The organism is Bacillus cereus group sp. Bce041 (genome assembly GCF_052646455.1).
In genome coordinates this window covers 358,376-384,426 of the sequence record NZ_JBQXON010000003.1, presented here as the reverse complement: position 1 = coordinate 384,426, position 26,051 = coordinate 358,376, and the positions used below count along the sequence as shown (strand labels likewise).

Sequence of the window (26,051 nt, the reverse complement as noted above, 5' to 3'; positions counted from 1 at the left end):
GCGCATAAAATCCGAAACCAGCAGATGGTAACGATTGAATGATACCGTTATTAAGGAGAGCTTTTGCTCTTCTTCCAGTTACTTAATAATGCATAAAAAGATTGGTGCAGCAATATTAGGTGATTGGAAGAAGGGTAAAACTTCATTTACCTTAATTAAAATACAAATAAATAATTGATATCAGAGCATCCATAACGGGTGCTTTCTTCTTTGTTATATAGAAAATACATATTAAACGTATTTAAATACGTTTAATGTGTAACATGAATTGACCAATGGTACAGATATTAGATGTTAAATGTACCGTGAAACTCTTGGAAATACAATGATGGGAAATTATAATGATATTGATATATTACGGGAGAAGGCGGAATTGTAGGAGTAAAGGGAATGTGCCCAGGTTGCATACCATATTGACCATATGAAGGATATTGAGGTAAATGTTGCCAAGAAGAAGCTGGAGCTACAACAATCCTCATCGGTAAAGGATTCATAATATAATCACTCCTAAAGTAGTATTCATGTAATAGGGTATGCGCTTACTGAATATAGATGTGCACAATCTAGGCCTATAAACATAATAATTAACGAACAGAAAATACGGTTACTAATCTTATGATGTGTCCATTAGGGATGTTTTATTTTTAGAACAAACATGTGTATAGCAATTAGAGCAGGCGCTGCCGTGATCTGGGTGGTGTCTTGTTTGTTGTTAAGGAAAGATAAGCGCAAACGTGTTGCATTTATTATGAGGTGATACATATGGAATTAGAATTATTAAATGATTTAACAGCAGAGTTAAAGACACGAGTTTTATCTGATGCAGTTACATGGGAATTAATTAATATTATTGTATTGGATCATTTAGAGAGAATGACAGATAAAACAAAAATGAATGAAATGGGTATAGGGATGTATGGTGTTAAATGGGAAGATGTTAATTTGAAACCATATGCAGCGCTAGATAATGTTATTGGTGTTAATGATGCCCATCTTATTAGCGGCCTTTCTCCTGGTCATATAAAGAATCTATGTGCAGCAGGTGCTATTGAATCCAAAAAGGTCGGCAATACGTGGATTTTAGATAATGAGAGATTTAGAGTATGGTTTGAATGCTCCCAATTAAACGAAACAAACTCAACACAACCCAAATATTGTAAGGGGTGATGGTATTGTCAAATGTGCAATATACTGCTCATGCAAATAATGGTAGTAAAGATGCTACAGAATATGTAAATGCATTAGCTTATATATCTTCATTTTTGTTAGCTTATTCTGATCAGAAAGTTATCGATAAATTGCTAACTCAATCCAATGAAAAAGAAACTGAACTAATTAATGGTATTTTAAGTGGATTGCAACTGCGTTTGTCCGAAAACTAGTGTCTCAAAAACAAAACATTATGAGACACTGAATATATGGGCCTTAAAACCTATAAAAATGGTATAACAAATGTCTCAAAACTATGTATCAATTAATAATTGATTTTGATACAGGAATTTGATACACTTTTTATATCAAATAACAAGGGATGATGGTGCATGATATTCGGATATGCTAGGGTTTCTACTAAAAAACAAAATTTAGATATGCAATTGGATGAATTAAACCGTTATGGTTGTGAAGAAATAGTTACAGAAAAAGAAAGTGGAGCGAAAAAGGACAGAAAAGAGCTTCAATTATTACTTGGCAAACTTCGCAAAGGTGATACATTGGTTGTTTACAAGTTAGATCGTTTAGGAAGAACCATGCACCAGTTAGTTAATTTATTGCAAGAATTTAATGATAAGGAAATTCACTTTGTTTCTATTAAAGATGGTATTGATACATCTACAACAATGGGAAGGTTTTTATTTCATATATTTGGTGCAATGGCTGAAATGGAACGCGAGGTTATTAATGAACGCGTTGTTAGTGGTGTAGCTGCTGCAAAAGAACGAGGAAAACAAGGCGGTCGCAAACGTGCTCATACTCCGGAACAGATAGAGGGTATGCTAAAAATGGTTGAACAAGGGTTACCTAAAGTTGATGTCTGTAAGATGTTCAATGTCTCAAGGGCAACTTTATATAGATACATAAATGAAGAAGAAAAAAATACGAAAAATTTGAAGTAGCGAATTCGCTGCTTTTTTATTTTGTGAAGCGATTAGCGTGAGGTGGTGTAAATGGAAGGAGAAACTATAAACGTTCCTACATGCTCTGTTTGTAATGAACCCTGCATGTGGACATTAAAAATGCCATTAACTATTACTCATTTTGATAAAACATATCTCCGTGAAGCAAATGCGGATAATGCTCATATATGCATTGAGTGTTTAGAGAAGGAAGTGCAAATAATTGGATAAGGGGGCAGGTGTTATGTAATTATGGCCAGACAACGAAGTCCAGACCGTAACAAAGCGTATGAAATATTTAAAGAACATAATGGTGATATTACGAATCGTAAAATTGCCGAATTGTTGTCTACATCCGAAAAAACTGTAAGTGAAAAAACGGTTGGCGGATGGAAATCCAAAGATGGATGGATAGACAAATTAAATGGAGTACTCCATAAAAATGAACGGAGTACTCCAAAGAAAGATACGGAGTACTCCAAAAAGAAACCAGGAGCACCCAAGGGTAATAAGAACGCTGTAAACAATCGTGGTGGAGCCAAAAAGGGTAATAAAAATGCTGTTGGTAATTCTGGTGGCGCTGCTCCACTACGTAATGGTAATGCAGCTACTCATGGTTTATATAGAAAGTATTTACCGCAAGAAATATATGATCTGAAAGAAGAATTAAAAGAAGCAGTTAACAATGATTCATTATCAATCATTTGGGATAGTATTATGCTGCAGTACACTCAAATCATTCATGCTCAACGTATCATGTTTGTTAGGGATAAAGAGGACATGACAAAGGAACTGCGAAAGAAAAAGCTTACCGAAAGCGGATTCGAGGAAGAATGGGAAATTCAATTCGCCTGGGATAAGCAAGCTAGTTTCTTAAATGCTCAATCGAAAGCTATGTCAACGTTAGTAACTCAAATTGAAAAGTATGATAGGTTAGCTAATACAGAGGAACAAAAGCTACGCATTGAGAAACTCAAGAAAGAAATTGCTTCTATTAAAGTTGATGGTGACACTAATCAGAATACTGAAGACTGGAAAGAGTCACTTATGAAGATAGCGGAGCGCAGACGTAAACAAAAGGAAGCTGAAGCTAATGGATAATACGGCTTTTAGTGAATTTATGGAGATTATCGATGTTTATTGGGATGATCCGGTTGCGTTTGCCGAGGATATGCTGAATTTTTATCCGGATGAATGGCAGAGAAAAGTTCTTATGGATTTGGCACAAAGCCCAAAGGTTTCAGTGCGTTCTGGCCAAGGTGTAGGTAAAACAGGTCTTGAGTCAGTTGTTGTTATCTGGTTCCTCTGCTGTAGGCCGAATCCAAAAGTTATTTGTACAGCTCCTACAAAGGAACAGTTATTTACTGTACTTTGGGCCGAAATAGCGAAGTGGTTAGAAGGTAGTGCAGTTAAAAATCTACTTAAATGGACTAAAACACGAGTATACATGATTGGTAGTGAAGAACGTTGGTTTGCTACTGCTAGAACGGCAACAAAGCCGGAGAATATGCAAGGTTTTCACGAAGACTATATGTTATTTGTATGTGATGAAGCTTCTGGTATAGCAGATCCTATTATGGAAGCTATACTTGGTACTTTATCTGGCGCAGAAAATAAATTGTTTTTATGCGGAAACCCAACAAGAACAAGCGGTGTATTTTATGATTCTCATAATCGTGACAGAGATTTATATAAAATACATAAAGTCTCTAGCTTAGATAGCCCTCGAACCAGTAAAGACAATATAGAAGTATTGAAAAAGAAATATGGTGAGGGTTCAGATGTTTGGCGTGTACGTGTACTTGGTGAATTTCCTAAAGCAGAAGCAGATGCATTTATCCCGTTAGAAATTGTAGAGCAAGCAGCATCTTGTAAAGTGGAGCCAACTGGTGAAACACTTGACTTAGGTGTTGACGTTGCGCGATTTGGTGATGATGAAACTGTAATTGTTCCAAGGATAGGAAATAAAGTCTTTAAATTATTAAACCACTATAAACAAGATACTATGGAAACTGCTGGTCATGTATTGAAATTAGCTAAGGAATACATGGCAAAGTACAAGCAGTTAAAAAGAGTGGATATAAAAGTCGATGATAGTGGTGTTGGTGGTGGTGTTACGGACAGATTGAAAGAAGTTATTAAATCTGAACGATTACCATTCAAAGTATATCCGGTTGTGAATAACGGGAAGCCGCTTGATGATGAGCATTATGATAATGCAGGTACAGAAGGTTGGGCCGTTGTAAGAGATTTACTTGAAGAGAATATGAAAGCATTTATACAGGGTGAAGAACCTACAATGGAGATTCCAAATGATGAAAAAATGATTTCTCAATTTTCTAGCCGTAAATACAGAATAACAAGTAGAGGTAAGATTGCATTAGAGCGAAAAGAAGAAATGAAGAAACGCGGATTGCAATCACCCGATAGAGCAGATGCTATAGTTCTAGCCTTCTATAAACCGAAACTAGTTATGGGCGGTAAGGTTAAAAGAGTGTAGTCGGACATTTATTGTTCGGCTATTTCTTTTGATCTCTATTAATAGAAGAAAGGAGGACACACAAACGGTATGAGCAACAAGAAAACCATTAAGAATGTAAAAGTATTTGGTATTAATAAAGCAGTAGATGACCCAAAAAATAGGGAAGACAACAGTAAGCAAATGACTGTAGATCCATTCGCGCAAATATATGGCGATAAAGGGTTGGTTAAACCACCTTATGATATGTCGGTGCTGTTGGAAATAAAGGAAAGTAATCCAATCCATTCTGCTTGTATTAGCGCAAAAGTCGATGATATTGCAGGTGTTGGTTTCGATTTTGCTCCTTTTGAAGAAGTGAAAGAAGCGAATCAGAAGCAATATAAAAGGTTAAAAGAATTTATGCGGAATTGTAATCCAGAAATGACGAGCTCAGAAATTCTTAGAGCTGTATGGGATGATTATGAAACTGTTGGCTGGGGGATTATCGAAGTTGTTCGGAATCAAAAAAACGAACCATCGGAACTGTACCATATTCCGGCGCATACGGTTCGTGCTCATAAGGATAAAGTCCGATTTGCTCAAATTGTAAATAACAAAGAACGATGGTTTAAAAAGTTCAATTATCCCGATGATTTCTGTCTTGCTGATGGTAGGGCGATAAATGCAGAGGATGTTGCAGAAAGCGGAACAGAAAAAGCTGGAGAAGTAATTGTTATTCGTAAATTCGGTTCGCGTTCTTCTTATTATGGGATACCTAATTATGTTAGTTCTATCGGCTCAATAGTAGGTTCTCAAGCGGTGAGAGATTACAATATTAACTTCTTTACAGGAAAGACAATTCCGGATGCTTTGCTATTTCTTGAGGGTGTTGATGAAATAGATGATGGAACGGAAAATGAACTAAAAGCATTTTTCTCTGCAGAAACAAAAGGAGAACATCATAAATTGGCCGTTGTCCCCGTACCGCCAGGGGCAAAAGCTAGATTAGAAAAAGTTAGTCCAGATGTAAAAGAAGGCAGTTTTCGTTTATATAAGCAGGATAGCGCAATGGAGATATGTGTGGCTCATCGTGTGCCGCCTTATCGTATCGGCTGGGCTATGACAGGCTCATTAGGACAAACAACCGCTAAAGAAATGAACGAGATGTACAAGCGTTCTATTATTGAGCCTGGACAAGGAATATTAGAACATCGATTAAACTATCAATTATTTCGTGTATTTTCTGAAATACTCGGTGGATTAGATTGGTATTTCAAATTAAACGAAATTGATACAGATGATCGTGAAGCTGATATGCAATATGCGGCAGATGGTTATGAGAAACGTATATTAACACGGAATGAATCTCGTAAAGTAGTAGGTTACGAACCTGTAGCAGATGGAGATACATTCTTTGAAGGTGGTCCATCCGTTTCTCAAATAGAACCAATTGCAAAAGCTGCAGATAATGAGCAAGATAACTTAATTGCTATTAATGCATTTAGGGAAAAGCATGAAGAAATAGAGAAAGCTATGCAAAAGAAGGTAGCTGATTTTTTTCTGAGCAGGGAAAACGGCTTTTAAACCTGCTTCCCGTAATTCGTATTAATAAAGCAGATGAAGAGATTGATTTTGTAATTACAGAAGCAGAAGTTGATGAATTTCTGGATAGTGTTGATTGGGATGAGGAACGACAAATGTTTGTCGATGAAGTCACGGACACACTACAGGATGATGTAACAGAGTTTGTACAGAGTACTATAGCTTCTAACGGTTTACCCTGGATGGTATTAGATCCAATTGGTGACGTTGCTGCAAAATGGGTAGCTACTTACGCTTTTGAATTAGCAAAGGGAATCCATGAAACTACTAAAGATAGATTAAGAGAAACAATGTTAAAGAATCTTAGTGAGGGAATGGGGGTCGATGCATTAAGTGTTTCTATTGCAGATGTAATGTCAGAAGCAAGTAACTACAGAGCAATGATGATTGCACGTACAGAAACTACATATGCAATGAATTACGGCAATTTAATTGCTTATAAGGGCGCAAATAGAAACAAGAAAACATGGCTTACAGGAAATGATGAGCGTGTTTGTAAAGAATGTGGTGGTTTACATGGGGAAACGGTAGATATTGATGATCTATTTAGTAATGGAAAGATGTGTCCGCCGGCTCATCCGCATTGTCGCTGCACAATGATTTCAGAAGAGTAATAAAATACACCTATTTGATTGGGGTTTCATCGTCAAAACGTATACGGCTTTAAATTGGCTGCATGCGTTTTGACAGTGGAACCCCAATATTTATAGGGAAGGAGGTAAAACAATGGCATACGAACTAAAAAACGCCGAGATTAGTTATATTTCATTGGTTACAAAAGGTGCAAATGGTCGTCAATTCGCCATTATGAAGAGTGCAACTGATAAACAACCAAATATATCAAAGCAAGTTCCAATCCTTAAAACAGAGGAAGAGAAGCAGCTGGTTACAGGCGTGGTATACGAACCGGATGTAGAGGATTCACACGGGGACACAATGACCGCAGAGGAAATTGAAAAGGCTGCATATACCTTTATGGAAAATTACCAACACATCGATAAACAACATGATGAAATTGCTGGTAAAGGGACGGTTGTTGAAAACTGGATTGCTAAAAGTGATATGACAGTAGGCGAACAAGAAGTAAAAGCAGGAACATGGCTTATGACTGTTCGTGTTGATGATACAGACACCTGGGAAGAAATTAAAAAGGGTGATGTAACTGGCTTTTCAATGGGTGGATTTGGTGAACGTGTAGAAATCACGAAAGCAGATGATCTTACTCATGAAGAGAAAGGTATTATTCGTAAAATGGTCGGTTTCTTCAAAGGTGAAAAACACGATATTAAAAAAGGAGAAGTAAAAGATCGTTTTTTAGACGAAAGACAGAACCGCGATTTACGTGCCGTTTTTAATTTGTTCGAAGATGTGTTCTATTGGGAGATTTGGGAAAGTAACCCCGATATCGACCGAATGACGGCTGCTCTTGATGATATGAAGGACATACTTTCTTCTATTAAAGGTGGTTATACCATTGCGAAATCAGAAGGCAGTGTACAAGCAGAAAGCATCGTTTTAGAAAGTATTAAAAAAGCGGGGAAAGTATTATCCCAAAAGAATCATACAAAATTAGATGAAGCATTAGCTTTAATTACTGAAATAAAAGAAGCTGCTTCACCACAGGAGGAAGATGAAATGAAAGCAGAAGATATTGCAGAAATTGTTAAACAAGCAGTAGAACCACTAGCTACTAAGTTAGAAAAGATTGAAAAACAGGTGAATGGTGAAGAGGTAGAACCGACGCCAGAAGAGCAAACAGAGGAAGAAAAAGCTGCAGCAGTTATTCAAAAAGCATTAGAACCAATTACAAAGCGGCTTGAAAATATCGAAAATGCTGCTTCTATCCGTAAAGGTTTAGATCCAGATGAAGAGTTCACACCAGGAAAACAACCAATTAAAAAATCTGTATTCGCAAATCTTAACTTGTAATATAAGGAGGAATTATTAATATGAGCACAATGAACAATCAAGATTTAATGAAACGTTTATCAAAAATCGAAAAAACTATTTCAACAGGTTCCCTTTCTAGCGGATTACTAAATCCCGAGCAGAGCAAGGAATTCTTCCGAATGGCATTTGATTCAACACCATTCTCGCAGTTACACCGAAAAGAAATGCGTAAAGCGAAGCAAGGTGAGTTAGACAAAATTGCAATTGGCGGACGTATTCTGCGTAAGAAAACAGAAAACAAAGATGATGAATACCGTGCTGGTGTTAAGACTTCTAAAATTGAGTACCATACAAAGGCTATGCGCTTACCTTGGGAAATTACAGAAGAAACTCTTCGTGAAAACATTGAAGGTGAAGGTTTCGAGGATACTGTAATGACTCTTATGTCAACTCAATTAGGTATTGATTTAGAGGACTTGCATTGGAATGGAGACACTGAATCTTCTGATCCGTTCTTATCGATCAATGATGGTTGGTTAAAGAAAATTAAAAAATCGTCAGAATCTCATATTGTTGACCACGCTAAATTAGTAACTGGTACAGGCGAAGCGGTAGCAGCGAATGGATTTGGTAAAGGTTCTATTTTTGCTTTATCTGGTGCAATGCCAAATAAATATAAAAATAGCAATCTACGTTGGATTATGTCACCGAACCGTAGAGAGAAATGGATTGAGTATTTAACAAACCGTTCTACAGGCGCTGGTGATGCTGCATTACTTGGAGCTGGTGACCAAGTTAATAAACCAATGGGATATGGCATTGTTACTGTTCCATCTTTAACCGATGATGTAATCATGCTTGCTGATCCACGAAACTTTATTGCGGTTAATACATACGAGACTCGTGTCCGTAAAACAACCGAGGGTGAAAGTGCAATCATGGAAGATAAACGATTCTATGTAATTCACTTTGATGACGATGCTGTAATTCAAGAAATGGATGCAGTAGCAATCCTAACAAATATTCCGGATACGTTTGGAGCTTAATATCCAGGCGTATTTTTTATGGAAATAAACCCTTTGTTATTGGGGTTTTGAATGTATACTTTTTTAATATTTTCTTGTTTTTAATGGAAAACGAGATGTAACCAATAAAACCAACAATACGAATGTAAACTTTTATTCAATAGTTTACATTCGTGAAAGGGGTGTTAATTATGAAAGTAGTTACGCTGCGATACGGTGGTACTTACACCGCTTATGGACAAAAGTTTAAGAATGGCCAAGAAGAAACAGTTGCAAATGATAAAGCTGATTACCTTGTAAGTACTGGACATTTTGAACTTGTAAAAGAAGTCGATAAGAAGGAGAAAGAAACATAATGATTATTACCGTACAGGACATTAAAGACCGCGTAAATGTACAGAAGATGCCTGATACAGTAATTCAAGAACTAATAGATTACTATGCGGTTATTGCTAAGAAGTATTTAAGAATTAAGCCGGAGAATCCAATGAAAGAAATCATCCAAACAAGTAAATTAGCCTGGCTTTCTTTTCCTGCTGAATCTATAGCAAAAGTCACTCATGTTAGTTCGAAACAAGATATGACCAATTCTATTACTGTAAATGGCCGTAATGTTTATGGTTTATCCGAAAATCAATTGTATGAATTCGAATATAAGATACAAGAATATGATGATCTGCAGGTACTTATGAAGAAATGCATTATTGATTTGGTTGTTTCTGCAGTAGTTCGTGCTAACTTACAACGAAAAGGTATGAAGACATCGGAGAGTATAGGGGATTATTCGTACCAGATTAGCCCAGAAACGCTAGATGAACCAGCTACAAACAATAAGATACTCAATGGTTTAAAAGGCTTTAGAGCAAGAGTTAAGCCGGTGATGGCTACATGAATACGTACTTCGATGATGGAGATATGGATGATTTATATATTCATGAGGTAGTAGTAAAACGAAAAATGAAAAATAAACAATCCTCAGGTAATTATGCAGAAGTAGATGAAGACGTTTATGAGAATATGACTTGTCGTGTAACTACTAATTCTGCTGCTGATAATGAGAGGTTTAAGCGTGATAAACAAAATTTCGATACAACCTTTAAGATATATGCACCTGCTTCCTACAAAATTAAGCCTAATGATCGTATCCATTTCAAAAGTGAAGAATTAGGCGTTGATTATATGTTTGAGGTAAAAGGCGAACCACGTAATCCTGCATTTATGAATCATCACATTGAAATTTATTGTGAAAAGGTATGATTCTATATGGCGAATTCAGTAGAAATTGAGTACTCAAGCAATATGGAGCAAGTAAAGACGCATATTAATGCTATGTGTGTTGAAAAAGTTACAGCAGCATCTATTCATTTACAAAATCAAGTTAAGAAGAATCTCACAGGTAGCCGTAGTGGTAAACAATACAAAATACCTCATACGAGTCGGAAATATACTGCTTCTAAACCAGGTGAAGCACCTGCTGTTCGTACCGGTGACTTGTTAAATTCAATTAAATACAATGTTAAACGGTCTCAATCAGAGGTATTGGGTGCAGTAGGGAGCGATTTGAAAAAAAGCAATATGGCTTGAAACTGGTACAAGTCATATGGAAGCCCGTCCATTCCTATTAAAATCGTTTGAAAAAGAACGTAGAGAACTTAAAAGAATGATGGGAGGGTAATAGATGTCTAATGCTATTGCAGCTATTAGAATGCTTGTAGAGAACGATGAAATAATAAAAGCTAATCTATCAGAATATGGTGAAGGCGAGGACAAAGGCCCTGCTCTTACATTCCAAACCGCACAAGATGATATGAACATGCCTTATGCAGTTATAAGAATTGAAGCAAATAATCCGGATGACGTTGAAATTATAGACCGAATGATTCTTAATTTTGATGTGTATTGTGATAACGGGGATTATGATAAGGCAAATGCAATTGCTACACGTATTGAGAAGTTACTAGATAGAGAAGTCGGTTTAAAAGATGATGGGATAATTTCTATACATCGCGCAGGTAGTATCCCTGTACCAGATGAAGACCCATCTATCATTCATATAAATGTAAAATTTCTTGTCCGAACCATGCGAACGGACTTGTATTAGGGGGTAGGACAAATGAGCTGGAAATTAATTAATGGTGTCCGTGAAGGGACCACTGATAATTTTGTTATCGGTCCTGGTGTCATGTACAAAGGATTTAAAAGTGTAAAAGAATTAGGTGAACTTGTAGGAGCGACTACAGGCGGAACTAAAGTGGGATTTGATCGTGAGTATTATGATGCAGATATTGATGGTGTACTAGGTAAAATGGTGCGCGGTAAGTGGTTATTAAAAGATGAACCGCATGTAGAACTTACATTAGTAGAGTTCACAAAAGAAAACCTGCAGTTAGCTTTACCTGGGATGACGGTAGATAGTACAACTGAACCAGATTACGATATTATGAAGCCTTCAAATGATATTCCAGATTCGAATTACCATGATATCGCATTAATTGGTATGATTTCGGGTAGTGAATCACCTGTTATATTCGTAATTCGTAATGCAATGGTTGTTTCTTCTATTGAGGTGGATTTAAAAGACGGTAAAGGAACGGTTGGTTTGAAGTGTAAATTTATCGGTCATTATAGTGAAACTGCACCAACTACACCACCATACGAGATCTATTTACCAAAGAAAAAGAAAGCAACAGTACAAAAAGCACCGGCTACCGCATAAATGGTAGTCGGTTTTCTATTGCATAAAACGAGCTGAATACAAAAAAAGGAGCGGACAAAATGACTTCTATATTAGAAAAAATGATGAATACAGGTACAGAAATTACAATCTTAGGCGAAAAAGTAACAATGCGACGATTAAATGTAACAGACGTTTGGCGATTCGCTAAGATTATTTCGAAGGTTGGACGCAGCGCGATGGCCAACTTCGCTGATTTCGGAAAGGATAAGCAAGAAATGGATGAACTAACAAAAGCAGCAGATTCTCTTCCGGAAGATGAGAAACAAGCGTATTTAGCTGCACTTAAAGAGAAACAGCAACAAAAAGGGTTAGAATTCGCTTTCCGTGTTTTAACGATGATTCCTGCTTGTGAGGATGATTTCACAGAGTTCTTTGCAAGTTTATTAAAGGTAGAAGCTGCAGAGTTTCGTCAATTCCCTCCAGAAGCAATGGTCGCTGTTATACAGGGCTTATTAGAAAGTGAAGACTTAATGACTTTTTTCAACCAGGTCAAGGGACTCGTGAAAATTCAGAGCGAGAAATGGAGCAAATCAGCAGCGGCTCCAATCCTGGCGTAGACGAAAATACAGATGAATATTTAGAGCAAGCCGAACAAAATATGTTACGTGCTTTCGATAAAATACAGAAACGGTATGGATGGACAGATGATTATGTCTTATCTATACCGTATTCGCGTTTAATGGACTTATTTTCTTTCATAGCAAAAGAGGAACAACAAGAAGAGCTAAATGAGTGGAAGAAGATGGCGTTCATTGGCTTTCAAACTCGTCAGCTTGAAGAAGGTACTACTTTCAATGATTATCTTCAAGCCTTTGGTCTCACTGACAACCAGGGCGATAAAGAATTGTCTTATGAAATGGGTGAAGTATGGACGAAAGAAGAATGTGAAGCGCATGTTGAGCAGATTATGGCCCACTTCCAAGAAGACGAAGACGATGAAGATGCAGAATAAAATGGTTATCGGCCCCGTGAAAGGGGGTGCGTAAATGTTAGCTGAAATGTTCCAACTGTTCGGAACGATTGGTATTAAAGCAGAAGGCGCTTATAAAGATTTACAACAATTCGAAGATCGAGTACAAAAGACTGCAAATGGAATGCATGATAAATTTCAAAAGGCAGGGGAATCAATTAGTCATGTAGGTAACAAAATGAAAGATGTTGGTACAAACATGACAACGGGTGTTTCCTTACCTTTAGCTGGTATCGGTGCTGCAGCTGTAAAAGTGGCTTCTGATTTCGATACTTCTCAAAGAAACATCCAATCTTCTTTAGGTCTTACTGAAAAAGGTGCTGAAAACCTTGGTAAAATCGCAAAAGAAACTTGGAAAGATGGATTTGGCCAAAGTATTGAAGAAGTGGATCAGTCTCTTATAAAAGTGTATCAGAATATGAAAGGCGTTCCTCACGAAGAATTAGAAGAAGCTACAAAAAGCGCTATGACATTGGGTAAAACATTTGATTCTGATATCAATGAAGTAACTCGTGGTGCAGGGCAGTTAATGAATCAGTTTGGTATTTCTTCCAAAGAAGCATTTGATTTATTTGCTGCTGGTGGACAAGAAGGTTTGAACTATTCAAATGAAATGTTTGATAATGTGGCCGAATATGCACCATTGTACAAACAAGCCGGCTTCTCTGCTAACGAGATGTTTACCATTATGGCAAACGGTACTCGTGATGGCAGTTATAATCTCGATTACATTAACGACCTTGTAAAAGAGTTCGGTATTCGGGTACAGGATGGTTCTAAAGGTGTATCTGATGCCTTTGCTGAAATGTCACCCCAAACACAAAAGGTCTGGGATAACTTTAACAAAGGTAAAGGAACTTCTGCAGATGTGTTTAATGCCGTCTTAGGTGATTTAAGTAAGATGGACGATAAAGTAAAAGCAAACCAACTTGGTGTTGCTGTATTCGGTACAAAATGGGAAGACATGGGTGCTCAAGCTGTCTTAGGTCTTAATAATGCAAATGGTGCGTTAGGCGATGTCGAGGGCACAATGGGAAAAATGCAGAAGACGCAGCAAGAAGCTTTTGGTGTTCGTTGGCAAAAGTTAATGCGTACTACAATGGCATCTTTAGAACCATTAGGACAAGCTATTTTAGATATTGCAGAAGTGGCACTTCCTCCAATTATTAAAGCAGTAGAAGTTGCTGCAAAAGCATTTAGTTCTATGCCTAAGCCAATTCAAATTGGTGTTGTAGCAATTTTAGGTATGGTTGCTGTATTAGGTCCATTAGTTGCCATGATGGGCTTTATGACAAGTGGAGTAGGTGCATTTGTTGGTTCATTAAGATTCCTAGTACCAATACTTACTAAAGTGCCATTATTATTTACAGGTATTCTTAAAGTCGGCCCTAAACTTATCGGTATGTTTGGTGGAATTGGGAAAGCTCTAGCGCTGTTGGGCAGATCCATGATGACCTTACTGATGAATCCCTGGACGATTGCCATACTAGCAATTGTAGGATTAGTATATCTAATTTATAAAAACTGGGATGACATCGTAAAATACACCAAGAAAGCAGTTAAATGGATTGGCGATGTCTGTTCTAAAGCTTGGGACGCAACCGTAAAAGGTGCAAAAAAGGCATGGAATGGCTTAGGTAAGTTTTTCTCTGGATTTTGGAATGGTACAAAAAAACTTTTCAAATCTGCTTCATCATTTTTGGGTAAAGTCTTAGAGGAAGCTTGGAAATATATAAAACAAAGAATTGAATACAACATTAAAATTTGGAAAAACATTTTCGAATTTGGATGGAACGCTATTAAATTTGTTTTCAATCTAGCATTAAGCGGTTTGAAAAAGATTGTAGAAGGCACATGGAAATTCATTAAGAATAGTGTCCAAAAGGCAGTTAACACCTGGAAAAAAATTTTCTCTACTGGATGGAATGCTATTAAAAGAATTTTCTCTATGGCTTTAGCACTAATAAAGCAGTACGTAAAAACCGAATTCGAAAAAATGAAAAATACAATATCCAGTATTTTTAATACGATTAAGGAAATTGTAAAGAAAGCCTGGGACGCAATTAAATCAACCTTTACTACAGTATTAAAGTTCTTAAAAGATTTTGTGAAATCTTCTTGGGAATCTATTAAAGATACAATTTCTAGCGTTATGAACACAATTAAAAATGTGATTCAAGCGGCTTGGAATTTTATAAAGTTTACAATCATTAATGCAGTTCGTGAATTTGTTGGGTTTGTAATTACTAATTTCAACAAATTATATAACACGATAACTGATGTTGTGGGCGGTATAAAAGAATTTATTGTTAGTAACTTTAAAACTATAAAGAAAGCAATCACTGGTGCATTTACAGGGGTTGTAGATACTGTAAAAGATGTATTCAGTAAAGTTGGTTCTATAGTAAAAAATGTAGCAAAAGATGCAGTTAACTGGGGAAAAGATATTATCGCTGGTATTGGTGAAGGGATGGCTGGAATGGCCGGATGGGTAGCTGATAAAGCGAAAGGTGTAGTAAGTGGAATTCCAAAAGCAGTTAAAAAGTTCTTTGGTATTCGAAGTCCTTCACGCCTAATGATGGAATTTGGTGGATTTATTACAGAAGGTCTAGGTGTAGGGATGGAAAAAATGATTCCTGCAGTAGACAGAGCTTCTGAACTACTAAATAAAGCTGTTGTTCCACCTAAACCAATGAAACTAGTAACTGATGTATCTACTCAAATCGGACAAATGGGCGCACGTTCTGCAGATCTAATCGGGAAAACTGCACATCCATTTGCTGGACAAACCCACGTTGAGAAGAAAACAGATAAAGGCGTTTCAATTCAAAATGCTACATTTAAAGTCTCTGTTGAAAAACTACAATCTGCAGATGACTTTGTAAAAATGAGAAAGCTTCTACAAAACGTAGTTGCTGATGATCTAATGGGAATGGCGGTGCGAAATGTATGAGTATATTAAAAACATTGCATAGAAGAGGTGGTTCATACCATCTCTTAGGAAAGGCTGCAGAGTTAAAAGACACAATACGATATACCATTGATTTTTCATGGCCAGGGACATATAACTTCTCTTTTATGTCCCAAGTTCCTATTGGTTCTGATGGTATGTTACCGGATAAATACTTTATTGTTCGGGTAAATGGTATTGAAAAATTTAGAGCAAGAGGTGCCTATGCCTGGGAATCCAGAGAAATTTTTGTTGGTGCAGGACCACAAACAATTGAATTCACAACAAGCGGTTATGGCGGTGCAGATGTAGCTTATATACGTGACGTTCATTATTACGCTTTTGGATTCGTCCCAAACATCGCAATGATTGAGCAAACAAAAATGCCTAAATCATTAGACGGATTAAAAAACTATAATATTATGCATGGTTATCCCCGTTTCCAAAGTAACGGGAATAAAGGATGCGAAGTAGAATTCAATATTTTATTTAACGATATCAGTTATTGGCGTGATTTCATGAGGGAAATATACCGCCCCCATATTATTACTGGCGATTACGGTACCTATGGGGGTATAATACCGCCGAATGAAGTAGATGCAATACGAAAAGGAACGTTGGTCATAGCAAAATGTAAATTAATATCTATGTCACAAGCAGGAGTAGGAGTTGATGGAATGTGAGAGAAGGATCTATTTCTTTAATTAGAATGTTGGGGAGCTATTTCCAAGTGGGGAATAACTCTCCTAATTTAATTGTTTATATGAAAAAGAGAGACTCTTCTTCTTACGTCCAAATACAACATCGTGTAACAGGCCTAGACGTACAGGAGAACGCAGACCAGTTTGCTAGTACATTTACTATTACCTTTGCGAATGAATACGGTCAAATGGCTCCTGACAACTGGTATGGTAAGTTCTCTTCTATTCAAGAATGGTTTTATAACAGTGAAGTAACAAATACAAACCAGCTATATCCGCAGACTGAATTTAAGGTGTCTATCGGATACGGTGAAGAAGCTTTACCGTATATACATGGTTTTGTATCTGATGTGAAGGTAAATGCCGAAAATGGGACAATCTCTGTAACCTGTACAACATCATATAAAAAGGTTTTACACAAATCAGTTATCCCAACACCAGGATCAGATGAGATCGTAGCACCAACCGGTAATGTTTATGATGTGGTGAAATTCTTTTTTGAAAAAGCCGGAGTTACATTGCATGGTAGCAGAGTAAATATTCCTGGTACCAATCAAAGTTGGATTGTTGAAGGAGCAACCGGAAAGAGATTTCAAAAATGGGATGAAATTGTACGCGATATTATAGATACAACATTCCACTACATCAAACACGAACCAGACGGAAGTTGTACATTTATGAAGATGCCAGACTATGCAATTAACGAACCTGCAAAATTTAGTTTTAGAGAAGGGGAAAATCTTATCTCTTTAGATATGCAGCTAACTGACCAGGACATAAGTAACAGTATTGTTGTTAAATGCGGTGATTACGCAAACGGATTTCTTAATTCGTTTCTATTAAAAAACGTATCGCAAGGTGATTTACGGGAGGAAATGGTAGAGGTTCCTTGGGCGACAACGTTCTTTGCAAGAAGAGCGGTTGCTGCAGCATATCATTTAAAAGCAATCCAGAAGTTCAGAACACTTACAGTCGCAGTAATTGGTGATCCAAGGATTCAATTGTTTGATGTTATTTCTGTTTACAATAGAGATTCTGGCCAACAGTGGAATTACTTTGTTAAAGGAATTAATACAATGATTTCTGCAGATGATGGATTCTATCAAACTTTAGATTTAACTGTTAACTATGGTTATGAACCTGCTCCATATACAGATATAACTGGTATTACAGTAAATGTAGATACATTAAGATTAAAGCTTTGGGATTGGGATGTAGAGGATGGCGACTTATTAAATATTTACTGTAATGATAAATTAGTCGCGGAAAACTATTTCATCCGAAACAATCCAACATATGTTGATATTCCACTTGAATATGGTGTGAATATTATTGTATTTGAAGCAGTTCGAAATCCTAAGGGGATTCTTACAGGACGGTTGCAAGTACTGGATACACAGAACAACATCTTGTTCGATTATGGTTCCTTACCAGATTTATCATTTCCTCGGGTAAATCAAGACAAAGATCACTATTATATCCAACGACCAGCAAAAACTTGGTCTGTTACGAGAGTGAACTAGGGGTGATTCTATGATAATGCAAAAAAACTTATATGATCCAATCATGTATTTGATGAAGGGATTAATCGATAGGCAAATTTATAACGGTGGTAAACCAATGCCTGGGAATGATCCAAATGATGTATTTAAAGAAGGCATGACCGAAGGATATACGCTTATTCGTGACGGTGCCCGCCTATCTGCAGTCGATGGCGATAAATACCTACACTATGATTTGGTTTTCAACGCACAAGGTATGCTAGAAAAGGTCCTTGTCTCTCATAAAGTAACTGGAAAAGAGATGGAGTTACAATTAATATACAATGCACAAAAACAGCTAGAACGTGTGCAACCGCGCCTTCTAAACAAAGGTAACGGTATGCTGTCTGATTTACCAATTCCCGATGTATCGTGATGATGCACGGGAATTTTTTAATACACGAAAAAGGGTGATTATTCTTGTTTGAAACAACCTATTTAGCCGGTGGTCGATTAGATCCGCCTTTTCATCCAACTAAAACAGAACCATTCATACCTGGATTCATTATGGATTCTTTTTCATTCCAAACAAATGAAACTACATATACTGTACCTGCAGATATGGAGCTGTATGCAATAAGTGTAAGTGCATCTATATATGAATTAGATGATAAATGGAGCTTAATTGTGAACGGTAAAACGATTTGTAAAAACATATATACCAAGGATATTCCCGAAGGTATGCACTTTATGGTTTATAAATCTTTAGCAGCAGGAAGTACGGTTCAATTTTCATTTAAAAATCAAGGCATCCTTGATAAAACAGTATGGTTTGAATTGCATTTTTTATCATAAAGGAGGGGTATCATGAGTTTTGCTGTTACATATATGGCGGGCGGTAGATTTGACGCTCCTTATTTCCCTACAAAAACGGAACCGTATATAGAAGGTAGAAGAATCGGAATAGATGATGCTGTTAAGAAAGATGAATTCTCATTACCATTCGATACAGAGTTAATTGCATTCTCTATAGCTGCATCAAATTATAGTGATCGTGATTATTGGAATCTATTTATCGATGGAAAACAAATATTTAAAAATGTTTATGTAAAAGACGTACCAGAAGGATTCAATTTTTCTATTATTAGACCTATTCCGGCTAACGCTTTATTAAAGTTCGAATACCACAATATAACCGGAACATCCAAAGTAGTAAAGCTGAATTATCAACTATTAAGAGATTAGGAGCGTGAAACCTATGGCATATATTGAAAAAATAGTATCAGAAGCAGAATTCCATATGGAGTTAATAAATACCATTATTGGAAATGGATGGAAGAAAGTAAGTGGCTTTTACAAGGTTATTTATAAAGCTACGAAATCAGACGATCCTGTTCATAATTATTGGGCTGCAAAGCATGTAATTTTAAAAAACAACGATGGTGGTTTATACGGAATTGTTCAAGCTTGGAAGTGGACCGCAAAGTCTCAATTAGACATTGATTTTTCTAAGCCTGATGGTAAAACTGCATTTAAAACATACTTAGAAAACAACCCACAATATAAAGATCGTTCATGTATGTATTTATATATGATTGAAAAACTTCCAAGTTATCAAGAGGATAGTGTAATTATTATGGGAGCAGAAGACAAGAAAGAGTTCCAATCCATTCTAGATGTAGAATTGGCCGAAGTGATAGCTACAGAAAAAACAGAAATAAACAACGGAAGACCTTATACATATACCGTTTATGACTATACAGATAAGCCTGATTTGATGATGTCGCCTTGGGTTAAATCTACTTTGAGAAACCCTAAATTGCTAAATATAGACGCTGATACAAATTGGTGGCCAGATTCTTTAGTTCGTATTACAGGACAAGTTGATAAAAATAGAGTTGTCCTACTAATACAAGCAGATAAAACGCCAGCATTTGAAAATAATACTGTCCCTGTAACCCCAGTATACATGGGACGCTTAGAAAGCTATGGAAATGACGACACCATAGCAGATGCTCTTTGGGCTGGAACTGCTTACGATGAAGGTGGAGAAAACTCATCTCACAGCTTTAATTTTGAAAGTAACACGCCATTTAGGGACGTATCGAACTATATGCCACGCACAAAGAAATACCCTAAATCACCAGGTAACGGCATTGATAACGTAATTATTAAACGTTCCCGTTTTGGCGCAAGGTACCAAGCGCATTATATTGCATGGAATATACCAAGTAATATTATGCCACCTGATCGGACAGGTGCTAATGGTGGCCAATATCCTACAGCATGGCAAAGCCATGATAATGACGAATATAAGTATCAATTCAATCCATCTTTATATAGCGGAAGAGTTCATACATCTAGGGCTTATATTGTACATCCAGATGAAGGGGTACGTGGTTATATGCCGTATGTTGTACTTCTCTCCCCGTTAGGATTGCTAAATGGAGATAAATTAAAAGTTAGAAAAAATACATGTCCAGATACACACGACATCTACAGATTCTTTACCGTGGATGCAATTTCACCAATTACAAAGATGCCAGCTACTGCATATCGTCCAGCAGGATTAGGTATTTTCGAGAAAACTATATAGGGGATGAATATAAATGTGGTTCGATAAAATTGTAAATTTACAAACCTTACCTACTGAATTAGAAAAGCTATTTGTAGATCACGGATGGAAACGTGATCTATTTTTCCGTATCCGAAGAGAAACCAGCAAATTCATAGATGTGCGATTATTCGAATCCGCTGGAAGTGATTTGGAGCGTAGAAGATTTGGTTTTGCAGTTGCATACGATACTGCTGATTCTGATTTCGCAGATTCAAGATATGTAGCCACTGAATCGCGATTAGGGGATTTCGGAACGGGAGATGGAAAGAAAACAGACTTCATTATTCCTACTTCTCCAATCATTGCTAGTTCCTTATCTGTTTATATAAATAGTATCTATCAAGAAAAAAACACATATACAGTGGATGGTAGAACAGGATTAATTAAATTTAATACACCAGTAGCAAAAGGAGCCAGAGTTACGGGGGAATATCGTTTAGCTAATGACGCCTATGAACCAACAAATGATATTATTTTCTTCACTTATACACGTTACTTTATTGAGAAGGAAGTTAAAATAAGTGATCCAGATGCAGATTTAGGAAATGGGAATGGTACAAAAACAGTATTTAAATTACCATACCCAGATTTTGATGAAATTCGTTTTGGAGTATACAAAAACGGAACAATTTTAGATGCAAATAACTATACATTTACAGGCGATACAATTATTTTCAAAGTTGCTCCTGCAAGTGCAGACAACATAAAAATCGCGGGTACACGTTTACTAGAATCTAGTAATGGTAGTGATGTAACAGAAATCCTACCCGCAAAGACTTCATTTGACGTACAAAGTACATCTAAAGTCCTAGCTGAAATCTTTACATCCATCAATTTTGTGAATGCTTCTCCATATACAGTCCTAAGTTTGACACCGGAGCAAAGATTTACAAAAGATTGGAAACGTGATTCTGTTGTTTACATGTATGGTAACGCTCATAAAGATCGTGTCGTAATGTTTATGCGAATTGATCCAACACCAAGCCCTGTAAGAGCTTTGTTTGTTCCATTGTACATTGGAAGAATGTATACATTTGATAACAAACCGCAAAAGAATTTAATTATTATGGGCGGCTGCCGTTCTGGGGAAGAATTCAACAATTCTACCAAAAAAATTGGTAATGCAAATATGGACTATGGTGAAAACACATCCGGTGGAAACCTAACGCCTGTTTTGTCTCAATCATTAACTGGATCTATGTATCAGCAGCATTACCTTGCATTTATTACCCATAATGCTGATATTGATAGTGGCCAGGGGCGATTTAATCCTTCTATGTATAGCGGTAAATACCATTTATCACAAATTTACATTGTACATCCTAATGATGGATATGTAGGAAAACTTGACGATGTATACGCAGTACATCCAAAAAATATTCAACAAGCAGATGAGCTTGAAATTGAAAAAACTGTAACAGATGAAGTGATTGGTAAAGGCGATGGAACTAAAAAGATATTCCATTTAGAGCACAAACCAAAAGAAAATACATTAAATCTATTCATGGATTGTAAGGAAGTTCCTAAAACGGATTACGATTATAATCCGGAAGATAAAACTGTAACTTTTAAGGAATACCCTGGTGGTGAAATTCTAGCTAATTATCAAATGGCGCAATTATATCGCTACACACTACCAACAACAGCAGTTTCTCCATTCACAAGTAAGTTTTCGCCTTTCAATCCAATTGGCCTAGCAATCTATAAAGAAGATATTTAAACAAGAAAGGGGGAAGGCAAAAGATGAACGAGAAAAATTACTCGATTGCTGCCCCTTCTTTATTTATAAATGAAAAGAATCATATAGTTTCTGTTAGTCCAAGTCTTTCGTATGAAAAGACTTATTGTGTTTCTATTTCAATTGCTAATCCTTTCGGTGAAAACGTGCATGAGTTTCCTGTAAGTATGCCACCTAATTCAAGATTTAAGGCTGTTAAAGAGGATAATGCAGGTGTATTCGCAACAAGAGTAAACAAAATTAAAGGTGTCTTCTCTGATGTAATTAACCAGGCTTCCAGGGACATTGAAGTTGAAGCAAGTATTACAACGTTAAATGCTTTTGATATAGATCGTAACGTTAATATAGATATTTCTGAAATGGAAAACCTCACACAATCAAGATGCTTTGCAATAGATATTACAGCTGATGAGTCAGCGCAGCAACGCAGCTGTATTTTTGATATGGGCCATGTGAAAGAAGAACTTGCAGATAAACCATTTGATACGCATGAAATAACAATCGTAAATGAATCTATTATGTCTAGAACTACAGACGAATATGAAATGAATGAAGTCATAGAAGAAGAGCTTCTTCATAAGAAAATTCGTGAGTTTGCTACAGAAGTAGAAGAACTTCCCGAATGGGTGAAAGTAGCTCGTGTATTGTATGGAGAAGAATTCTACGAAAGTATATTGGCAGACCGAAAAGAAAAAGAACTGCAGTCTAATATATTTGAGAATGGCACAGGTGAGATTGTAATTAAAGAGTTAACTGCAATAACAACACATCCTTTAGAAATGGCGGATAGATGTATTCATGAAGTGGCTGCTTCTTATGAAGAATATGATTTATTTAACGATCTAGGAATACCTGTTTATTTACCTGATTATGATTTATTTGCAAGAATCCAAAGAGAATTAAAAGCAGATTATACAAAATTTAATACTGCAGATAGAAATATTATTCAAGTTGATGGAGGTTCAATATCATTTGAATTAGCTGAAAGAGAACATATAGAAACAATAGCAGCAGTTCCAACAGACGAAACATTTATACGAAAAAACTTATCTTTGGAACTAGAAACCTTTGATATGGAAGATTCAAAAAGAACTCAAAATGAAGTAATAGCATCCTCTGCACGATATGAACAGGCAAATAAAATTCACTCATGTCACGAAAGTGAAATTGAAGATGAAACACAATCAATTCGAGTTACAAATGAATTAACTGGGGATTCTATCGAAGTATTGGAATCGATGGATAATAAGGGCCGTGAACTTGCTATTGATGTGGTCGATACTGCAGGTGATTTTGTTTTAACTTGGGATCTTATCGCAGAAAACATTATTGAATTTGATAATGCTACTCGTGAAAAAGAACTGATCCATACCATATTAGACAATGAAACTAATGCCCACAAAGTAGTGCCAGAAGTAATAGCAGATTCCATTGAATCACGGGAGTTTAATAGGAAATCACAAAATATCCTTTCATATATTACAACAGATGAATTGAGCACACGAGAAAACAAACAAATTGATGTTATAGAGGGAGAATCCTCTACAGCAGAAAGAAGTGTTATCGAATTAGAAGCCCAAAATGAAGAAATGGATTTATTTGAAGGTATGGGATTACCTATTTATTTACCCGATTATGTTTTATTTGCAAGGGTTAAACGGGAGTTACAAGCAACGACGGTGTTGTCCGATATAATGGATCGTTCCAAAGTTACTATAACTTCTGAAATTGTTGATAGCATTGATATGGAGCGTTGCACACCAAATATCATGACGGATGTGTCCGGAATAATAGATTTTAAAAGACCTGTATTAGAATTAGATTCACAAATTGCTAATGATTATGATGCAGCTGACACACCTGCAAAGCAATCCTTAATCCATGAGCAAGATGTATTTGATGTCTCTCGTCAATTTGTAGCTGATGAAATAAAAGATAATACATTTGATAGAGAAACTAATATAGAAACCGTTGTGGAGGAAGCTGAACAATTTGAGAAGATTCTTGGAGTAGATACTGTAATTATTGAAAGCGAGTCATTTATTATTAATAAATTCATTGATACAGAGTGTATACAATTTGATGAGTTTCTTGTTAATAATATTTACCCTACTGAAATAATTGAAGTTGATGAAAACAGAAAAGTTCAAAAAGAAGAACCGAAATTATGGTTACGTCATAGCCGCTCTTCTTGGTGGACAAATTCTAATTGGAAGAAGACAAGATAAGGAGGAAGAAATGGACATAGGAACAAATTTAATATATCCGGAAAGTGGTTGGGTAAGAAAATATTGTAAACCTGCTAATGTTGGTAGTTTCTTTAAAGGGGTAAATCTTACTGGTAATACAGGATGGTTTTCCGTAGGAGCTGACTATCAAGCAGAGGGTGGAAATGCATTTTATGCAACTGCTGCAGTACCTTCTCCAGAGTTATCTTTTACATTCTTTGGTACAGGTCTTCGGATTATGGCTGGACACGACACAATTCCACTTAGTGAATATTTAGTTATTAAAATTGACGGTAGTGAAGAGCGATATGTAAAAATTTTTTCTAAAACTCCACCATTTACAGTTGTTTATGAAAACCTAAAATTAGAAAACAAAGAGCATACCGTGACAATAAGGACAAGTATGGGATATACAGGGAAGTATACTTTTTTATATGCCATTGATTATTTTGATCCCACCCAAATAACAAAAGGAGTTTCTTTATACAAAAAACAAAGTGGAAAAATCTTCGTAGATGATTTCGATTCTATAAACCCGGAATGGATTATATCACCTTCGGATTCATTTAGTATCGCTGCAAGAAAAGGCTTTATAAGATTGAATCATACAGCAGATAAAGATGTAATGTTACTAATCAACAAACCGGAAGGAGATATAGCAATACAAGTCATTGCTGATTATACTCCTGATGTTGAAGGGGATAAGGGCGGATTGATTATATATCAAAACGCTGATAATAAAATAGAATTTCTTGAATCTCATTCTATTAATAGTTCTAAAGAACACAGAGAATGGCTTGCTACTTCTACTGGTGAACAATGGGACTTTTATAGCAAGGTAGATGCTACCTTTGATTATGCAGATAGCGACAAATTAGAAGCGACTAAAATCGGTGTTGTATTAAAGAAAGGTGTCGCAGATCCATACAAGCCGCTAGATATTGATCGCATCATTATCACGAGTGGCCACAAATTAAAGTTAAGGCAACTGTTCCCAAATAACAGAGTAATTTTAAGAGATGAAAATGGCACCACACTATCTATTAATCAAGTGGGCAAATTAAATACCGGTATAGATATAAACCTACCATCTTTAGAGTTCCAAGGAACTATTGAAGTTTACGATGAACAAAATAGCCTTATAGCAGAAAAGAAAACCCTATTTTATGGCGGTGACATCTATAATATGGGTTCTCCTTTAAAAATCATAATGGACTCTAAAGAATTAAACGATACTGATCCAACTAATTTAGGAAATATGATTGAGGGAAAAAGAATCATTAAAATGATGGTCCAAAATGAAAATTCTGTAGCTGTTCATAATCTCAAAATTTCTATTGAGCAATATATGGAAAAGGTGGGATATACGTGGGCAAATATTTCGTTAGATAGCTTAGCTTGGGTAAAACAAATTTCAATAAATACATTAAGCGCAAATAGTTCTAGGGAGTTTTGGGTACTGGTAACTAAAGATTTAAACTACATTGGGTTTGAACCTATTTTATTTAACATTAAATTGCAACATGATTGAGGTGTT

Annotated in this window: 28 protein-coding genes and 1 pseudogene; 28 read left to right on the top strand and 1 reads right to left on the bottom strand. The window is 36.2% G+C overall.

What is annotated here, in order from left to right:
• Window positions 1–287: 287 nt before the first annotated feature.
• Entirely contained in the window at window positions 288–494 is a 207-nt protein-coding gene (locus tag ACUN13_RS13505) for a hypothetical protein (RefSeq protein WP_078420680.1), read from the bottom strand.
• Window positions 495–762: 268 nt separating this feature from the next.
• Here ACUN13_RS13505 and ACUN13_RS13500 point away from each other — a divergent pair, with 268 nt between their 5' ends.
• The 28 genes and pseudogenes from ACUN13_RS13500 (at window position 763) to ACUN13_RS13365 (ending at window position 26,045) form a co-directional block, all read left to right on the top strand.
• On the top strand, window positions 763–1,167 hold the full coding sequence (locus ACUN13_RS13500; RefSeq protein ID WP_063536219.1) for a hypothetical protein: 405 nt from the start codon (window positions 763–765) through the stop codon (window positions 1,165–1,167).
• Window positions 1,167–1,382, top strand: a complete 216-nt coding sequence (locus ACUN13_RS13495; RefSeq protein ID WP_063536220.1) for a hypothetical protein — start codon at window positions 1,167–1,169, stop codon at window positions 1,380–1,382. The genes ACUN13_RS13500 and ACUN13_RS13495 overlap by 1 nt, the downstream gene beginning before the upstream one ends.
• A gap of 159 nt (window positions 1,383–1,541) precedes the next feature.
• Complete coding sequence (locus tag ACUN13_RS13490; RefSeq protein WP_000576168.1) at window positions 1,542–2,114, top strand: recombinase family protein; 573 nt, start codon at window positions 1,542–1,544, stop codon at window positions 2,112–2,114.
• Window positions 2,115–2,165: 51 nt separating this feature from the next.
• Window positions 2,166–2,345, top strand: a complete 180-nt coding sequence (locus ACUN13_RS13485) for a hypothetical protein (protein WP_078420679.1) — start codon at window positions 2,166–2,168, stop codon at window positions 2,343–2,345.
• 21 nt (window positions 2,346–2,366) lie between these two features.
• Window positions 2,367–3,215, top strand: coding sequence for a phage terminase small subunit (terS, locus tag ACUN13_RS13480; protein ID WP_445423829.1), 849 nt, complete (start codon window positions 2,367–2,369; stop codon window positions 3,213–3,215).
• A complete protein-coding gene (locus tag ACUN13_RS13475; protein ID WP_445423828.1) occupies window positions 3,208–4,614 on the top strand; it encodes a DEAD/DEAH box helicase family protein in 1,407 nt (468 codons plus the stop codon). Before terS ends, ACUN13_RS13475 begins: the two co-directional genes overlap by 8 nt.
• A gap of 69 nt (window positions 4,615–4,683) precedes the next feature.
• Window positions 4,684–6,159 carry a phage portal protein gene (locus ACUN13_RS13470; protein WP_257116032.1) on the top strand — a complete coding sequence of 492 codons (1,476 nt, stop codon included), beginning with the start codon at window positions 4,684–4,686 and terminating at the stop codon, window positions 6,157–6,159.
• 113 nt (window positions 6,160–6,272) lie between these two features.
• Window positions 6,273–6,791, top strand: a complete 519-nt coding sequence (locus tag ACUN13_RS13465; protein ID WP_257116033.1) for a phage head morphogenesis protein — start codon at window positions 6,273–6,275, stop codon at window positions 6,789–6,791.
• Window positions 6,792–6,903: 112 nt separating this feature from the next.
• On the top strand, window positions 6,904–8,106 hold the full coding sequence (locus ACUN13_RS13460) for an XkdF-like putative serine protease domain-containing protein (protein WP_257116034.1): 1,203 nt from the start codon (window positions 6,904–6,906) through the stop codon (window positions 8,104–8,106).
• Between the two features lie 29 nt (window positions 8,107–8,135).
• On the top strand, window positions 8,136–9,113 hold the full coding sequence (locus ACUN13_RS13455; RefSeq protein ID WP_106825134.1) for a phage major capsid protein: 978 nt from the start codon (window positions 8,136–8,138) through the stop codon (window positions 9,111–9,113).
• A gap of 170 nt (window positions 9,114–9,283) precedes the next feature.
• Window positions 9,284–9,448 carry a YqbF domain-containing protein gene (locus tag ACUN13_RS13450; RefSeq protein ID WP_000869887.1) on the top strand — a complete coding sequence of 55 codons (165 nt, stop codon included), beginning with the start codon at window positions 9,284–9,286 and terminating at the stop codon, window positions 9,446–9,448.
• On the top strand, window positions 9,448–9,984 hold the full coding sequence (locus ACUN13_RS13445; protein ID WP_445423827.1) for a hypothetical protein: 537 nt from the start codon (window positions 9,448–9,450) through the stop codon (window positions 9,982–9,984). The genes ACUN13_RS13450 and ACUN13_RS13445 overlap by 1 nt, the downstream gene beginning before the upstream one ends.
• Window positions 9,981–10,349, top strand: a complete 369-nt coding sequence (locus tag ACUN13_RS13440; RefSeq protein WP_086389809.1) for a hypothetical protein — start codon at window positions 9,981–9,983, stop codon at window positions 10,347–10,349. The genes ACUN13_RS13445 and ACUN13_RS13440 overlap by 4 nt, the downstream gene beginning before the upstream one ends.
• Window positions 10,350–10,355: 6 nt before the next feature.
• Window positions 10,356–10,767 (top strand): annotated as a pseudogene (locus ACUN13_RS13435) (HK97 gp10 family phage protein).
• A gap of 3 nt (window positions 10,768–10,770) precedes the next feature.
• Window positions 10,771–11,193, top strand: coding sequence for a hypothetical protein (locus ACUN13_RS13430; RefSeq protein ID WP_445423826.1), 423 nt, complete (start codon window positions 10,771–10,773; stop codon window positions 11,191–11,193).
• Window positions 11,194–11,205: 12 nt separating this feature from the next.
• The gene (locus ACUN13_RS13425) at window positions 11,206–11,808 is read left to right on the top strand and encodes a hypothetical protein (RefSeq protein WP_090976367.1); all 603 of its coding nucleotides are present in this window, start codon (window positions 11,206–11,208) and stop codon (window positions 11,806–11,808) included.
• A gap of 59 nt (window positions 11,809–11,867) precedes the next feature.
• On the top strand, window positions 11,868–12,386 hold the full coding sequence (locus tag ACUN13_RS13420; RefSeq protein WP_151920367.1) for a hypothetical protein: 519 nt from the start codon (window positions 11,868–11,870) through the stop codon (window positions 12,384–12,386).
• A complete protein-coding gene (locus ACUN13_RS13415) occupies window positions 12,350–12,781 on the top strand; it encodes a hypothetical protein (protein WP_445423825.1) in 432 nt (143 codons plus the stop codon). The genes ACUN13_RS13420 and ACUN13_RS13415 overlap by 37 nt, the downstream gene beginning before the upstream one ends.
• A gap of 34 nt (window positions 12,782–12,815) precedes the next feature.
• Complete coding sequence (locus ACUN13_RS13410) at window positions 12,816–15,752, top strand: phage tail tape measure protein (protein WP_445423824.1); 2,937 nt, start codon at window positions 12,816–12,818, stop codon at window positions 15,750–15,752.
• Complete coding sequence (locus ACUN13_RS13405; RefSeq protein WP_445423823.1) at window positions 15,749–16,432, top strand: hypothetical protein; 684 nt, start codon at window positions 15,749–15,751, stop codon at window positions 16,430–16,432. Before ACUN13_RS13410 ends, ACUN13_RS13405 begins: the two co-directional genes overlap by 4 nt.
• Window positions 16,429–17,973 carry a hypothetical protein gene (locus tag ACUN13_RS13400; protein WP_445423822.1) on the top strand — a complete coding sequence of 515 codons (1,545 nt, stop codon included), beginning with the start codon at window positions 16,429–16,431 and terminating at the stop codon, window positions 17,971–17,973. Before ACUN13_RS13405 ends, ACUN13_RS13400 begins: the two co-directional genes overlap by 4 nt.
• A 10-nt stretch (window positions 17,974–17,983) precedes the next feature.
• A complete protein-coding gene (locus tag ACUN13_RS13395) occupies window positions 17,984–18,367 on the top strand; it encodes a hypothetical protein (RefSeq protein WP_224414122.1) in 384 nt (127 codons plus the stop codon).
• Window positions 18,368–18,411: 44 nt separating this feature from the next.
• Window positions 18,412–18,786, top strand: a complete 375-nt coding sequence (locus ACUN13_RS13390) for a Low copy number virion structural protein (protein WP_445423821.1) — start codon at window positions 18,412–18,414, stop codon at window positions 18,784–18,786.
• Between the two features lie 12 nt (window positions 18,787–18,798).
• Complete coding sequence (locus ACUN13_RS13385) at window positions 18,799–19,176, top strand: Low copy number virion structural protein (protein WP_326234847.1); 378 nt, start codon at window positions 18,799–18,801, stop codon at window positions 19,174–19,176.
• 13 nt (window positions 19,177–19,189) lie between these two features.
• Window positions 19,190–20,527, top strand: coding sequence for a hypothetical protein (locus ACUN13_RS13380; protein ID WP_445423820.1), 1,338 nt, complete (start codon window positions 19,190–19,192; stop codon window positions 20,525–20,527).
• Window positions 20,528–20,540: 13 nt separating this feature from the next.
• Entirely contained in the window at window positions 20,541–22,268 is a 1,728-nt protein-coding gene (locus ACUN13_RS13375) for a hypothetical protein (protein ID WP_420685455.1), read from the top strand.
• 23 nt (window positions 22,269–22,291) lie between these two features.
• Complete coding sequence (locus ACUN13_RS13370; protein WP_445423819.1) at window positions 22,292–24,514, top strand: hypothetical protein; 2,223 nt, start codon at window positions 22,292–22,294, stop codon at window positions 24,512–24,514.
• Between the two features lie 10 nt (window positions 24,515–24,524).
• Window positions 24,525–26,045 carry a cell adhesion protein gene (locus tag ACUN13_RS13365; RefSeq protein ID WP_098852128.1) on the top strand — a complete coding sequence of 507 codons (1,521 nt, stop codon included), beginning with the start codon at window positions 24,525–24,527 and terminating at the stop codon, window positions 26,043–26,045.
• Window positions 26,046–26,051 lie beyond the last annotated feature (6 nt).